The sequence below is a fragment of the Chromatocurvus halotolerans genome (assembly GCF_004340525.1).
GTDB classification, from domain to species: domain Bacteria; phylum Pseudomonadota; class Gammaproteobacteria; order Pseudomonadales; family Halieaceae; genus Chromatocurvus; species Chromatocurvus halotolerans.
In genome coordinates, this window is record NZ_SLWX01000012.1 from 31278 (window position 1) to 44668 (window position 13391).

General features: G+C 64.5%; 11 protein-coding genes. 7 read left to right on the forward strand and 4 right to left on the reverse strand.

The window, feature by feature from the left end; all coding sequences use genetic code 11:
* The first annotated feature begins 46 nt into the window (after positions 1 to 46).
* Entirely contained in the window at positions 47 to 1444 is a 1398-nt protein-coding gene (asnS, locus tag EV688_RS12760) for an asparagine--tRNA ligase (RefSeq protein ID WP_117318697.1), read from the forward strand.
* An 87-nt stretch (positions 1445 to 1531) separates the two neighbouring features.
* Here the strand turns inward: asnS and EV688_RS12765 are convergent, their stop codons facing one another.
* On the reverse strand, positions 1532 to 3496 hold the full coding sequence (locus tag EV688_RS12765) for a ribonuclease R family protein (RefSeq protein WP_117318699.1): 1965 nt from the start codon (positions 3494 to 3496) through the stop codon (positions 1532 to 1534).
* Positions 3497 to 3811: 315 nt separating this feature from the next.
* Between EV688_RS12765 and EV688_RS12770 the strand changes: the two genes are divergently transcribed.
* Positions 3812 to 5248 carry a PhoH family protein gene (locus EV688_RS12770; protein ID WP_117318701.1) on the forward strand — a complete coding sequence of 479 codons (1437 nt, stop codon included), beginning with the start codon at positions 3812 to 3814 and terminating at the stop codon, positions 5246 to 5248.
* A gap of 22 nt (positions 5249 to 5270) precedes the next feature.
* On the opposite strand, the gene EV688_RS12775 is transcribed toward EV688_RS12770, so the two are convergent.
* Positions 5271 to 6296, reverse strand: a complete 1026-nt coding sequence (locus tag EV688_RS12775) for a hypothetical protein (RefSeq protein WP_117318703.1) — start codon at positions 6294 to 6296, stop codon at positions 5271 to 5273.
* On the opposite strand from EV688_RS12775, the gene asd reads away from it, so the two are divergent.
* Positions 6295 to 7176: an archaetidylserine decarboxylase gene (gene asd / locus EV688_RS12780; RefSeq protein WP_117318705.1), complete on the forward strand. Its 882-nt coding sequence runs from the start codon at positions 6295 to 6297 to the stop codon at positions 7174 to 7176. The two genes, EV688_RS12775 and asd, sit on opposite strands and share 2 nt — an antisense overlap.
* Here asd and rsgA read toward each other — a convergent pair.
* Entirely contained in the window at positions 7146 to 8180 is a 1035-nt protein-coding gene (rsgA, locus tag EV688_RS12785; protein ID WP_117318707.1) for a small ribosomal subunit biogenesis GTPase RsgA, read from the reverse strand. The two genes, asd and rsgA, sit on opposite strands and share 31 nt — an antisense overlap.
* A gap of 90 nt (positions 8181 to 8270) precedes the next feature.
* Here rsgA and orn point away from each other — a divergent pair, with 90 nt between their 5' ends.
* Positions 8271 to 8831 (forward strand): oligoribonuclease, encoded by a 561-nt coding sequence (gene orn, locus EV688_RS12790; RefSeq protein WP_117318863.1) that lies wholly within the window; start codon positions 8271 to 8273, stop codon positions 8829 to 8831.
* Between the two features lie 66 nt (positions 8832 to 8897).
* On the opposite strand, the gene queG is transcribed toward orn, so the two are convergent.
* Complete coding sequence (gene queG / locus EV688_RS12795; protein ID WP_117318864.1) at positions 8898 to 9959, reverse strand: tRNA epoxyqueuosine(34) reductase QueG; 1062 nt, start codon at positions 9957 to 9959, stop codon at positions 8898 to 8900.
* A 100-nt stretch (positions 9960 to 10059) separates the two neighbouring features.
* On the opposite strand from queG, the gene EV688_RS12800 reads away from it, so the two are divergent.
* The 3 genes from EV688_RS12800 to EV688_RS12810 are packed head-to-tail and all read left to right on the forward strand — an operon-like array spanning position 10060 to position 13377.
* Entirely contained in the window at positions 10060 to 11550 is a 1491-nt protein-coding gene (locus EV688_RS12800) for an NAD(P)H-hydrate dehydratase (protein WP_117318709.1), read from the forward strand.
* A complete protein-coding gene (gene tsaE, locus EV688_RS12805) occupies positions 11547 to 12035 on the forward strand; it encodes a tRNA (adenosine(37)-N6)-threonylcarbamoyltransferase complex ATPase subunit type 1 TsaE (protein WP_117318711.1) in 489 nt (162 codons plus the stop codon). The genes EV688_RS12800 and tsaE overlap by 4 nt, the downstream gene beginning before the upstream one ends.
* Before the next feature lie 49 nt (positions 12036 to 12084).
* A complete protein-coding gene (locus tag EV688_RS12810; RefSeq protein ID WP_117318714.1) occupies positions 12085 to 13377 on the forward strand; it encodes an N-acetylmuramoyl-L-alanine amidase in 1293 nt (430 codons plus the stop codon).
* Positions 13378 to 13391: the final 14 nt, after the last annotated feature.

Genomic DNA, 13391 nt, shown 5'->3' on the forward strand with positions numbered 1-13391 from the left:
ATTGGGTATTCTCCGCGCTCTTTTCGACAGGGCCGGGAGGCAATGCATGGCAGACACGTATCAGGTCAAGTCGCTTCTGGCGGGCAGCGCCGCGCTCGGAACCCGGGTAAGCGTGCGCGGCTGGCTGCGCAGCAAGCGCGACTCCAAGGCCGGTATTTCCTTTCTCGCGGTACATGACGGTTCACATTTTGAAGCGATCCAGGCGGTGGTCCCCGATACGCTGACAAATTACCGCGACGAAGTGCTGCACCTCAGCACAGGCTGTGCAGTGATTGTCAGCGGAGAGCTGGTTGAGTCCGCGGGCAAGGGACAGCAGGTCGAGATCCAGGCAGACTCGGTGAAGGTGGTGGGCTGGGTGGACGACCCGGAAACCTACCCCATTGCCAAGAAGCGCCACACCTTCGAGTATCTGCGCACCCAGGCCCACCTGCGCCCGAGAACCAATACCTTCGGCGCCATGACCCGTGTGCGCAATACCCTGGCCAACGCCATCCACAACTACTTCCACGACAACGGGTTCTGCTGGGTGAATACGCCCATCATCACGGGCAGTGACTGTGAGGGCGCTGGCGAGCTGTTCCGGGTGAGCACCCTGGACTTCGCGAATCTTCCGCGGCGTGCCGACGGCAGTGTGGATTTCGAGCAGGACTTTTTCGACGGCGAGGCCTTTCTCACCGTCAGCGGCCAGCTTGAGGTAGAGTCCTACTGTCTGGCCATGAGCAAGGTGTACACCTTCGGCCCGACTTTCCGGGCGGAAAACTCCAACACCAGTCGCCATCTGGCGGAGTTCTGGATGGTAGAGCCGGAAATTGCCTTTGCCGATCTCGGCGACCTCGCGGATCTCGCAGAGTCCCTCCTGCAGCATGTGTTCGGCCGTGTTCTGGCCGAGTGCGAGAGCGATATCGCCTTTTTCCAGCAACGCATCGACGCCACGCTGCTGGAGCGCCTGCGTGGTGTCATGGAGAACCGCTTCGAGCGTATGGAGTATGGCGAAGCGGTGCGCATTCTGCAGAACTGCGGCGAGTCCTTCGAGTTTCCCGTCGCCTGGGGAACGGATCTCGCGTCTGAACACGAGCGCTACCTGTGTGAAAAGCACGTCGGGCGGCCGGTGGTGCTGATGAATTATCCGCGGGACATCAAGGCCTTCTACATGCGGCTGAACGATGACGAAAAAACCGTCGCGGCCATGGACGTGCTGGCGCCGGGGATCGGCGAGATCATTGGCGGCAGTCAGCGCGAAGAACGTCTCGACGTGCTCGACGCGCGCATGGATCCGGCGCTGCGCGACGAGCTGTGGTGGTATCGCGATCTTCGTCGCTACGGCACGGTGCCCCATGCAGGCTTTGGCCTGGGTTTCGAGCGTCTGCTGAACTACGTCACGGGCATGGAAAACGTGCGCGACGCCATTCCGTTTCCCCGCACCCCGGGTAATGCGCACTTCTGACGGGCCGGGGCGCCACGCGCTGGGCGAGGGGTTCCGCGGCTGGTGCCGCGTCGGATGTCGAGTGTCGCGTTCTCCCCCGCGCGGCGCTCAGCCCGGTGTTTTCAGGCCGCAGTCCGGTGCGAGGCGAAACAGGCACTGGTGGTTCGCGCCGACGTCAATGCTGTCGAGCAGCACGCGCACAGGCTGGTTGAGCTGGAAGCGACGCGTGGTGCTGGTCAGGCTGGCCTGCCATTTGTCGTAGCTGAACTTTTCGGGATCCTTGCGCAGGTCTACCTGGCCTTCCAGACCGCTGTCGTCCAGCCGGGCGGTGAATCCGCCGCTGTTGATGTGGGAGATATGTGCAGGCCAGGGGCCCGGTGCCGATGCCTGCAGGCGCTGCAGGTAGTTTGCCGCCAGCCAGCGTTCCGCCGCCTGACTCGCGGCGCGGGCGTTCTGCAGCCTGGCCGCGAGCGACGCCAGCGTCTCTTCGTCAATCGCCACCGGCTCTCGGCCATGCAGCGCCGCCTTGATCTGGCGCTGAACCAGGAAGTCGACGTACTTGCGCAGCGGTGAGGTGCAGTTTGTGTACTGGGGCAGCGCCATGCCCATGTGTGGCCCGGGTTCTGGCGACAGCTCGGCACGTGTCAGCAGCCGGTTCACCATGTTGCGCAACGGCAGGGGGTGCGCCGGATCACTCAGCAGGCGGATCAGGTCCCGGTAGCCGGCCACGTCTGTCACGTCGATTTCGGTGGCCTGCGGCAGGTGCAGCTCGAGAAATTTGCGCAGCTCGTCCAGGCGGTCGCTGCGGAAGCCGTTATGGCGGATGAAGGGGCCGCCGATGGCATGGCGTGACAGAAAATCGGCGGCGCAGCGGTTAGCCGCTACCATACACTCTTCCACCAGTTTCTGGGACGCCATCTTCTCGAAAGGTTCGATGCTGTCAATCTGCTTCTGGTCGTTCAGAATCCAGCGGAACTCGCGGCGATCCTCCATGAGCAGCCCGTTGGCCTCGCGCTCGGCATGCAGCGCGCGGAACACCTGGTAGAGGGCCTCCAGCGGGCTGGCGTGGCTCATCAGGCTGTCCTGCTCGCCGGACAGGTATTTGTCGACGGCAAAATACGACAGTTTGGCCCGGGAGCGGATGGTGGCCTCAAGGAAATCGTAGTGGCGGATGACGCCGTTGTCGCCGACGTCGATCTTGCACACCAGCGCGGGGCGGTCGTTGCCGGCGGACAATGCACAGGTGCCCTGGGACATGCTCTCCGGCAGCATGGGCACGACATCCCCGTGGAAGTACACAGAGGTTGCGCGCCGCGCGATGTCAGCCTCCAGCGGCGAGTCGGCAGGCACGAAGGCCGTCGGGTCGGCGATGGCGATGTACAGCGTCCAGCCGTCACTGCTGGTATCGGCATACAGGGCATCGTCGATGTCCAGCGTCTTGGCCGCGTCGATAGAGATGAAGTCGAGGTCCGTGAGGTCCAGCCGCTGCAGGTTCTCGGCGGATGCGGACTGGTCGAGCGCCGCGTCAACCTGCTGCAGCTTGGCGGCTGGCCATTCCGGCTGCAGGTCGAACTTCTCCATGCTATAGCGGTTTTCAATGCCCGGTGTGTCGGCGTTGCCGATGACTTTCAGCACCTTGGCCTGGGGTCTGCCATCGCGAATGGGGTGGCGCAGTACGGCACAGCGGATGAGATCACCCTCGCGTACGCCGTTGCGGGCGTGCGGCGGAATGAACAGCCAGCGCTGCAGGTTGCTGAGATCCGGACGCACGAACAGGGCCTTGCCCTTGCGCACGCACTCCCCGGTGAACTCGCCAAGGGGGCTGTCGATGAGCTTTTCGACCTCGGCAACGCTGCGCTTGTCGGCACCCGGGCGTATGCAGACTCGAATCCGGTCGTCCGGAAAGGTCTTGAGCATCTCGTCCGGGGGAATAAACACCTCGCGGCCATCGTCGAGAACCGCAAAGCCATAGCGGGCCTGGGTGCCCTTGACCACGGCTTCGGCGCGCTCCTTGACGGATTCCAACTGGTTTTTCAGGCCCTTGAGCTGTGAAAGGGCGTCGCTGTTCAGCATAGTGGCGTCTGTGCGGCCTGTGTGTCGATGAATCGGCTATCGTAGCGGAAAAGGGCACGGGTGTCAGTGTGCATTGCCCGTGCAGCGAGTGGCGGTGAGCGCGGCAGGCAAGGCCGCAATACGATTGACACCGCCGCGGATTGTTGCCAATAATCGATGTCGGAGACGTAAAAAACAGCAGGCCACTCGTATCAGACGTAGCGCCCTTTCGGCTCCTATCTCCCGCAGCAGGCAGCCCGCCCGGCGCCGCTGCCCGGGCGTCGCGATGCCCACTGCAGCACTCTATTTACCGCACCCAAGGCCCAGGAGCTCATTATGGATTCCAGTCCCGCGCTGAACGCCGGCATGTTCGAGGCGCTGCCGTCACAGACCAAGACCTATGTGCTGGATACCAACGTTCTGCTGCACGATCCAACGGCCCTCAGCGGGTTCTCCGAGCATCATGTGGTGATTCCCATGACGGTGCTCGAGGAGCTGGACCACATCAAGGATCGTCACGACAAGACGGTGAGCCGTGAGGCGCGGATTGCGATCCAGCTGATCGACAAGGTGGTGGATGCAGCCACACCGCAGGAAATCCAGGCCGGGGTGGAGCTGCCGGGGAGCACGCTTGAGGGCCGGCTGGGAACGCTGGCGATTTACCCGGACCAGCTGATCAGCGATGACAGCCAGGTGCCCTATCTTGATGCCACCCAGGACCAGGCGAACGACAACCGCATCATCAACGTGGCCATCCGGCTGCAGGCGGAAAACCCCGACAGCTTTGTCTGCCTGGTGACCAAGGACATCAACATGCGCATCAAGGCCAAGGGGTCCGGCCTGATGCACGTGGAGGACTACCGGCGTGACCGCGTGCTGGACGACATCGACCTGCTGGCCCGCGGCTACCAGCGCATCGAGGGAGACTTCTGGAGCACAGTGTCAGAGGTGGATACGGTGCGCGAGGGCGAGCAGACCCTGCACCGCGTGCCGCGCGCCGCACTGCCGGAGGCTTATCCCAACCTGTTTGTGCATGACGACAATGCCTTTTTTGCCTTCGTGGTGCGCCTTGATGCGAGCCATATCTACCTGCGCTGTGACAGTCGCGACAATCTGATGAAGCGACGTTTCTGGGGGCTGTCGCCGCGCAATCTGGAGCAGGCCATGGCCATGTCGCTGCTCGGTGACGACTCGGTGGACATGACGGTGATGACCGGACCTGCGGGATCCGGCAAGACGCTGCTGGCGCTGGCCTATGGACTGCATGCCATCCTTGAGGAGGGGCGTTTCGGCAAGCTGATCGTGGCGCGCTCGACGCCACCGATCGCCGAGGATATCGGCTTCCTCCCGGGGACCGAGGAGGAAAAGATGGCGCCCTGGCTGGCGGCCTTCGATGACAACCTGGAGATTCTCCACGGCGCCGACGAGTCCTGCATTGGCAGTATCGATTACGTGAAGGAGCGGGCCAACATACAGTTCAAGTCACTCAACTTCATGCGCGGACGCTCGTTCAACAACGCCTACATCATCATTGACGAGGCCCAGGGGCTGACCCAGTTCCAGCTCAAGTCGGTGATCTCGCGGGTGGGTGAGGGCTCGCGGATTGTCGTGCTCGGCAACCTGGCGCAGATAGACAACAAGTACATTTCGCCGCTGACGTCGGGACTGACCTATCTGGTAGAGAAGAGCAAGTCGTACCAGCATGCGGGCATCATGCACATCGGTGGCATTGTGCGCTCGCGACTTGCCGCCTTTGCCGAGGAGCAGCTGTAGGCCCGGTACTGCGCGTGGACGCTCATGAATCGTTGTCGGAATCGCTGCCGCGTCGAGCCAGGTCGCGCTGCAGGGCAAACTCCAGCCGCAGGATGACGCCCCACTCGCCGCTGCGACCGCTGTCGGCCTGCAGCTGGCGGAGGCTGTAGCTGGGCTCGAACTCCACAAACATGTAAGGACGGTATACCTGGCGCCTGAATACGGTGCCCAGCCGATAGCTGCGCACGAATGCGTCCGGGCGAGTAACGCCATTGACCAGCAGGAAGTGCTCCACTGCCAGTGGCCGCTCTGTGTCGGTCAGGTGGCGCTGGCGCAGCGCCAGGCGAGAGCGCCATTCCACGCCTTCGCTTTTTTCTCCCCAGATACCGCGCTGGCTCCAGCGCCAGACGGTGCTGTTGTTCTGTTTGTAGTTGATGTCCAGCTGGGTCGTGCCATAAACGCCCTCATCGCTCTCGTGCTGTATCCGCTGGATGAAGCGGTAACTGACTTCATCGATGATGCCGCCCTGATTGCGGTACCGCACACCCGGCTTGAGTCCGCTGGCGGTAAGGCCCAGCGTCGTATCGAAGCGCGAGCGGCCGCCCTCGCGCAGCAGATACTGCAGCCCCACGCGGTCATCCAGCCGGTCATCGTCCAGGTCTTCATCATCCTGTGCCTGATCGCTGAACACCAGGTCGAGACGGCGCGAGACGCGCGGCAGCTGCAGCTTGCCGCGCAGTCGAGGCTTGGCATCGTAACCCTCAGCAGAGTCCCAGTCGTTGATCAGCTGCAGCCGCAGCAGCGATTCTGCCTGCTCCAGATTGTAGGTTTCGTCGCCAAAGAACTGGTCCATCCACTCAGTCAGCGCCTGTGCGCTGTCGGTGACATAGGCGTGGCTGGAATCGACCCAGTTTTCTTCGGTTTCCTGCGCGTCCCCGGTTCCAGGCACCGGCGCTGTCCAGCCGCGCAGGGAGTCGTCGGCAAAACCCTCTGCAAAAAACAGACACAGCGCGACGGACAGCGCAAAATGCCTGACCCGGGGCTTCTTTGCCGGTAAACTGCTGCGCATGTCGACACTCTTCATCTGGCTTCAGTACTGCCTGCCGCAGCACCTGCTTTCAAGGATCGTAGGCGCTCTGGCGCACGCACGCCAGCCCCGCTGGCTGGTTACCTGGGTTATTCGCCGTTTCGTCGCGCACTATGACGTGAATCTTGCGGAGGCGCAGGGCACCGATGCCGCGGATTATCCGTCCTTCAACGCGTTCTTCACCCGGCCGCTGAAGCCCGGTGCGCGACCGGTTGCCGATGCCGATCTGGTTTGCCCGGCCGATGGCGTGGTCAGCCAGTGTGGTGCAATACACGGTGATCGGGTTTTCCAGGCCAAGGGACGTCACTTTTCGCTGGACGAGTTGCTGGGAGGCGACAGCGCGCGGTCGTCGGTCTTCAGGGATGGCGCTTTTGCCACCATTTACCTCTCGCCCCGGGATTATCACCGGGTGCACATGCCCATGGCGGGCCGTCTGACCGCCACCTGCTATGTCCCCGGGCGGCTGTTTTCGGTGAATGCGGTAACGGCAGAGGGCGTGGACAGGCTGTTTGCCCGCAATGAGCGCCTGGTGTGCTATTTCGAAGGTCCGCGGGGGCCCTTTGCGATGGTGCTGGTGGGGGCCATGATTGTCGCCGGCATCGAGACCGTGTGGTCAGGGCAGGTCGCACCACCACCTCGCCGGGTGATGACCCTGGATTATGCAGCGCTTCCGGCTCCGATCAGCCTCGAGCGGGGCGATGAGATGGGGCGTTTCCTGCTCGCCTCAACGGTGATTCTGCTGTTCCCGCCCGGCGCGCCGGTTTTCAATGCGGCGCTGACACCGAGTGCATCAGCCCGTATCGGCGACGCCATGGGTGCCTACGACGGCGCCTATGACGCGTCCAGTGATCCGATAATGTGACGGTAGCTCGCGAGTCGCTGTGCCGGAATCAGTCCGTCCGCGACCGCCGCCAGCAGCGCGCAGCCGGGTTCACTCTGGTGCCGGCAATCGCGGAAGCGACATCGGCCCAGGTAGGGATGAAATTCCCGAAAGCCTGACTCCACCGCATGCCGCGTAAGATGGCCAAGGCCGAACTCGCGAATCCCCGGTGAGTCTATCAGGTGCCCACCACCGGGCAGGTGGAACAGCCCCGATGTGGTTGTGGTGTGTGTGCCTTTCCCTGAGCCCTCGGAAAGCGCGCCGGTGCGCTGAGGTGCAGCCCCGGGCAGAAGGGCGTTCAGCAGCGAGGTCTTGCCCACGCCTGACTGGCCGACAAACACGCTGGTGCAGGCGCGCAGGGCATCCTCGAGCTCGGCAAGGCCGCTGTGTATCGAGCAGCGTATGACCGGATAGCCCAGCGGCGGATAGACTTTCAGCATGTCCTCAAGTGGCGCGGCAAGGGCCGGATCCGCCAGCAGATCGCACTTGTTGACCACGATCAGCGGTCGCGCACCGGTTTCCTGCGCCGCCACCAGGTAGCGGTCGAGCAGGTTGGCGTGGGGGGTCGGCAGCGGCGCGATGACGACGGCGATCTGGTCGATGTTCGCGGCAATCGCTTTCAGTTTGCCATAGGCATCCGGACGGCGCAGTTCCGTGGTCCGGGGCAGCTGCGCGACGACCACCCCCATGGGCTCGCCGGGGCAGAACACCACGCGATCGCCGGTGACCATGCCATCCAGATTGGCGCGCAGATGGCAGCGTGCACTCTGTCTCTGCCCGCCCCCGGTGTCCGTCTCAACCTCGACCTGCGTGCCATAGTGGGCGGTGATCACGCCCTCGCGCTCTTCCGTTGCCGGGATATCCCCTGTGGGGTCAGGTCCCGATGGGACCTGACCCCACAGGGATCTCGCGGCCCGGCGGGCCCGTTCGGCGCGGATCTTCTCGATGCGCCAGGCCTGCTGCCGGCTGAGTTTGCGTTTTGCCATGGCGGGCATTATTGATCGACCCCCCGGCCAAGTCGAGCTCGGATGTGGCCGCGTGCTAAGCTTCCGGCTTTTTCAAAGGGAAAATGGATGATGCGTGACGACAGTCATCTGGTATGGGTGGACATGGAGATGACGGGGCTGGACCCCGATCACGATCGCGTGATCGAGATTGCGAGCATCGTCACCGACGGCAGTCTCAATATCCTGGCCGAGGGGCCGGTGATTGCCATACACCAGTGCGATGCGGTACTCGCCGGTATGGATGACTGGAATACCACGCACCATACGCGCTCCGGCCTGGTCGACCGCGTGCGCGCCAGTGAGATGGATGAGGCGGCTGCGGCACGCGCCACCCTCAACTTTCTCGCCGAGTGGGTAGGCGAGGGAGTGTCGCCGATGTGTGGCAACTCCATCTGCCAGGACCGGCGTTTCATGGCGCGGCACATGCCGTCACTTGAGGCGTTCTTTCACTACCGCAATCTGGATGTCAGTAGCCTGAAGATCCTCGCGCAGCGCTGGCGGCCCGATCTGTACGCGGCGCTGGACAAGAAATCCGCGCACCTTGCGCTGGAGGATATCCGCGACTCGATCGCGGAGCTGCGTTTTTACCGGGATACCTTTCTGCAGCTCGAGGCGCCGCTGCCAGGCTGATCCGGGGCCGCTTGGGCGCCCGAGCGCGCAGGCCGCGGGCGCTCTGGCAGTGGCGCTTTCCCTGCCTCAGGAGCCGGAGCTGTGGCGCGCGATTGCCCATTCCACGTGCTCGCGAACCAGGCCTGAGGGGTGTCCGCGACGACGCTCCAGGGCATTCAGGATCGACGGGTTTCCGGGCGCATTGCCGAGCGCCACGGCAATGTTCCGCAGCCAGCGCTCGTGCCCGATCCGGCGCAGTGCCGATCCCTCGGTGCGGGCTTCGTAAGTCGCCTCGTCCCACAGGAACAGTGACACCAGGTCGATGTCATCGAGCCCGTGCCGCGGCTGGAAGTCGGCCTCGTCCGTGTGCTGTGCGAACTTGTTCCAGGGGCACACCAGCTGGCAGTCGTCGCAGCCGAAGATGCGGTTGCCCATCAGCGGGCGCAGAGCCGGGTCGATACTGCCTTTGTGTTCGATGGTGAGGTAGGAAATGCAGCGCCGCGCATCCAGCTGAAAAGGGCCGGTGAAGGCATCCGTCGGACAGACGTCGAGGCAGGCGCGGCAGCTGCCGCAGTGCTTTTCCGTGCGCGCGTCGTCGGTGGGCAGGGGCAGGTCGGTGTAGATCTCGCCGAGGAAGAACCAGGAGCCCACGCGTTCGTTGATGAGCATGGTGTTCTTGGCGATCCAGCCCAGCCCGGCGCGCTCCGCGAGGGCCCGCTCCAGCACCGGGGCGCTGTCGACAAAGGCCCGATAGGCGCCACCACCCGCCTCGTCGCTGATGCGTCTGGCCAGCGTTGCCAGCCGCTTGCGCAGCAGCTTGTGGTAATCCCTGCCGAGGGTGTAGCGGGAGATGTAGGCCCGGTCGGTCGACGCCAGCACCTGTTCCGGGTCTGTGCCCCCGGGCAGATAGTCCATGCGCACGGACAGCACCCGGCAGGTGCCCGGAACCAGCTCTTGCGGCCGCGAGCGCTTGCTGCCGTGACTGGCCATCCACTGCATTTCCCCGTGATAGCCGGCATCCAGCCACTTCTGCAGGTAGGCCTCGTGTGCAGAGAGGTCGATGTCGCTGATGCCGAGCTGCTGGAAACCGAGCTCCCGGGCCCATTCGCGAATGCGCCCGGCGAGCGCCGCCGACTGTGCTGCCACCATTGTCTGTGTCACCGGATCATCCCAAAGCTGCTCCCGAGTTGCGTATAATCCGAAGGTCAGCCGCCCACTTTCCGGGGTGGCGGCAACGACGAGGATTGCCATGCCAACGGACCTGCTGTACACCGCCGAACAGACCCGGCTGCTCGACGCGTCCGCCATCGAGAACGCGGGCATCCCCGGCCGTGTGCTGATGTCCCGCGCCGCAGCCGCCCTGCACCGCTGCCTTGTTCAGCGCTGGCCGGAGGCAGACAGCGTGCACGTCATTGTCGGTACCGGTAATAATGGTGGCGATGGCTGGCTCCTGGCCGAGCGCGTGTGGCGGCGCGGCGGCAGAGTGACAGTCTACCAGCTGGGCGATCCCGACCGCATCCGGGGAGATGCGCTGCGCGCGCGGCAGATGGCCCTGGACAGCGGTGTGCCGTCTCTGCCGTGGCGCGCGGGGTGTCTGCACAACGCCACAGGCCTCATCGTGGATGCGATGCTCGGTACCGGTCTTGGCGGCGAGGTGCGCGGTGATGCCGCGGCGGCGATTGCCGACATCAACGCCAGCGGGCTGCCGGTGCTGGCGGTGGATGTTCCCTCTGGTCTGTGCGCGGATAGCGGCCGGCGACTGGGCGCATCGGTGGTTGCGGACGTCACGCTTTCCTTCATCGGTCGCAAGCGCGGTTTGTATACCCTCGATGGCCCCGACTGCGCTGGCGAGCGTCTGTTCGATGACCTCGATGTGCCCGCCAGTGTCCTTGGCCGCGTACCGTCCGCGCATTGCTGGCAGTGTCTGGATCTGGACACGGAGCTCGAAGGCCTGGCCCCCCGCGCGGCGGCGTCACACAAGGGACGCTTCGGTCAGGTTCTGGTGGTGGGTGGTGATCACGGTATGGGCGGCGCCGCCATACTGGCGGCGGAAGCGGCCTTGCGCAGCGGCGCTGGACTGGTGCGTGTGGCGACACGCCCCGCCCATCTCGGTGCCGTTCTGGCGCGCACGCCCGAGGCGATGGCTGCCGGCGTGGACACGGTGCATGAGCTGGTTCCGCTGCTGGAGGCGTCTTCGGTGGTTCTGGTCGGGCCGGGGATGGGCACCGGGCCCTGGGCTCAGCAACTGCTGTTGACCGCGCTCGACAGCGGCAAGCCGCTGGTGCTTGATGCCGACGCCCTCAACCTGCTGTCCGCAGACGCCGAACTCACTTCAAGGCTGCCTGCAGGCTGCGTCATCACGCCGCATCCGGGCGAGGCGGGCCGCCTGCTGGGTGGCGACAGTGCCCGCGTGCAGGCGGATCGCTTTGCCGCCGCCGAGGCCTTGAGTGCGCGTTTCGCGGTGTCGGTGCTGCTGAAGGGAAACGGCAGCCTGGTGGTGGGGCCCGAGGGTGATAACAGCCTGTGTTGCTATGGCAATCCGGGCATGGCCAGCGGCGGTATGGGTGACGTGCTCGGCGGTGTCATTGCGGCGCTCATGGCCCAGGGGTTGACCGCTACCGCCGCCGCCCGCCTGGGTGCCTGTGTCCATGGCGCGGCGGCGGATGCCGCCGCTGGGGACGGTCAGCGCGGTCTGCTGGCGTCAGACCTGCTGCCGTTGCTGCGGCGCCTGCTGGGATGAGTGCGCTGTATCGACAGTTGACGCTGCGCGACGAGGCAGACACCGTGGCGCTGGGATCGCGGCTTGCCGCGGTGCTGACCCCCGGCATGCTGGTGTTTCTCCAGGGTGACCTCGGTGCGGGCAAGACCACGCTCTGCCGTGGTCTTGTTCGCGGGCTGGGTCACCGTGGTGCGGTCAAGAGCCCCACCTACACGCTGGTGGAGCCCTACGACAACACGGTGCCGCCGGTCTATCATTTCGATCTCTACCGTCTGGGCGATCCCGCTGAGCTCGACGCGATAGGCCTGCGGGATTACCTCGACAGTGAACATCTCTGCCTGGTGGAGTGGCCCGGGCGCGGCGACGGTGTTTTGCCCCCGGCCGACTTAATCATTACCATCACGCAGGTGGGAGCCGGCCGCCAGGCCGATCTGAAGGCTGTCAGTCTGCGTGCAAGACGCGCTCTTGCGGCACTGGATGACCGCCTGTCTGGAGCAGTGACATAGTGGTACCTACCGGATGATTGGCGTTAGTCGACGTTTGCGGTTGTCGCAGATGGCTCCGCTGCTGTTATGCCTGCTGGCGGCACCGCTGCTTGCCGCCACCGTTAACGATGTGCGTCTGTGGCGCGCGCCCGACCATACCCGGATTGTTCTCGACATGAGTGCGGCGGCGGAGCATCGCTTGCTGGTCCTGCAGAACCCGGACCGTATCGTGCTCGACGTGAGTGATGCGACCCTGCAGGGCGCACTCGCTGATCTGAGTCTGGATGACACCCCGATTGCGCGCATTCGCTCCGGCGTTCGCAACGGCACCGATCTGCGCATGGTCTTTGATATGCGGGCTGTCGTGACGCCGCGCAGCTTCGCCATCGAGGCCAATGCCCAGGCCGGCGATCGTCTGGTCCTTGACCTGCATGACGAGGCGCCGCGCCCGTCCGGGACGCCGGCGGTCTCCCGATCCGTCAGTGACGATGATCGCCGCGATATCATCATCGCTATTGACGCCGGCCACGGTGGCGAGGACCCCGGTGCTCTCGGGCCGGGAAGACTGCGCGAGAAGGACGTCGTCCTGGCGATAGCGAAGGAGCTGGCGGCCCTGTTCGAGCGTGATCGCGGGTTTGCGCCGACGCTGATTCGCAGCGGTGACTACTACGTGAGCCTGAAAGGGCGTCGGGATCTCGCCCGCGAGCGGCAGGCGGACCTGTTTGTCTCCATCCACGCCGATGCCTTCAATCGCAAGGAGGCGAATGGAGCTTCCGTCTATGCCCTGTCGACCCGGGGTGCCACGAGCACCACAGCAAGCTACCTGGCGCAGCGGGAGAACGCCGCGGACCTGGTGGGTGGCGTGCGCCTCGGTGACAAGGATGAGATGCTTGCCGGCGTGCTCGCCGATCTGTCGATGACCTCAACCCTCGATGCCAGCCTGAACATGGGCGGATCGGTGCTCGGCGAGATGAGCGGCGTGGCGCGCCTGCACAAGCGGCAGGTGGAGCAGGCCGCCTTTGTGGTGCTCAAGTCGCCGGATATTCCTTCAATACTGGTAGAGACGGGCTTTATTTCCAATCCCGGGGAGGCGCGTAAACTGGCCGATCCCGCCTACCGCAAGCGCATGGCCCAGGCGATCCACCGGGGTATACGCAGCTGGTTTATCAGCCACCCACCACCCGGCACGATGCTGGCCTTTGAGAAGCGTCGCGGCGGTCGTGAATACCGGATTGCCCGCGGCGATACGCTGTCGGGCATCGCGGCGCGCTTCAATGTGTCAGTGAGCGATCTCAAGAGTTTCAACCAGCTGGCTGACAACCGCATTCTGGTGGGTCAGACGCTGAAGATACCGGCACTCTGATGCTGTCACCGTGG

What these genes read in the sequence shown, in the direction of transcription:
- asnS (WP_117318697.1), top strand. Translation starts at nt 47, where the DNA reads ATGGCAGACACGTATCAGGTCAAGTCGCTTCTGGCGGGCAGCGCCGCG.
- EV688_RS12765 (WP_117318699.1), bottom strand. Translation starts at nt 3,496, where the DNA reads ATGCTGAACAGCGACGCCCTTTCACAGCTCAAGGGCCTGAAAAACCAG.
- EV688_RS12770 (WP_117318701.1), top strand. Translation starts at nt 3,812, where the DNA reads ATGGATTCCAGTCCCGCGCTGAACGCCGGCATGTTCGAGGCGCTGCCG.
- asd (WP_117318705.1), top strand. Translation starts at nt 6,295, where the DNA reads ATGTCGACACTCTTCATCTGGCTTCAGTACTGCCTGCCGCAGCACCTG.
- EV688_RS12775 (WP_117318703.1), bottom strand. Translation starts at nt 6,296, where the DNA reads ATGCGCAGCAGTTTACCGGCAAAGAAGCCCCGGGTCAGGCATTTTGCG.
- rsgA (WP_117318707.1), bottom strand. Translation starts at nt 8,180, where the DNA reads ATGGCAAAACGCAAACTCAGCCGGCAGCAGGCCTGGCGCATCGAGAAG.
- orn (WP_117318863.1), top strand. Translation starts at nt 8,271, where the DNA reads ATGCGTGACGACAGTCATCTGGTATGGGTGGACATGGAGATGACGGGG.
- queG (WP_117318864.1), bottom strand. Translation starts at nt 9,959, where the DNA reads ATGGTGGCAGCACAGTCGGCGGCGCTCGCCGGGCGCATTCGCGAATGG.
- EV688_RS12800 (WP_117318709.1), top strand. Translation starts at nt 10,060, where the DNA reads ATGCCAACGGACCTGCTGTACACCGCCGAACAGACCCGGCTGCTCGAC.
- tsaE (WP_117318711.1), top strand. Translation starts at nt 11,547, where the DNA reads ATGAGTGCGCTGTATCGACAGTTGACGCTGCGCGACGAGGCAGACACC.
- EV688_RS12810 (WP_117318714.1), top strand. Translation starts at nt 12,085, where the DNA reads ATGGCTCCGCTGCTGTTATGCCTGCTGGCGGCACCGCTGCTTGCCGCC.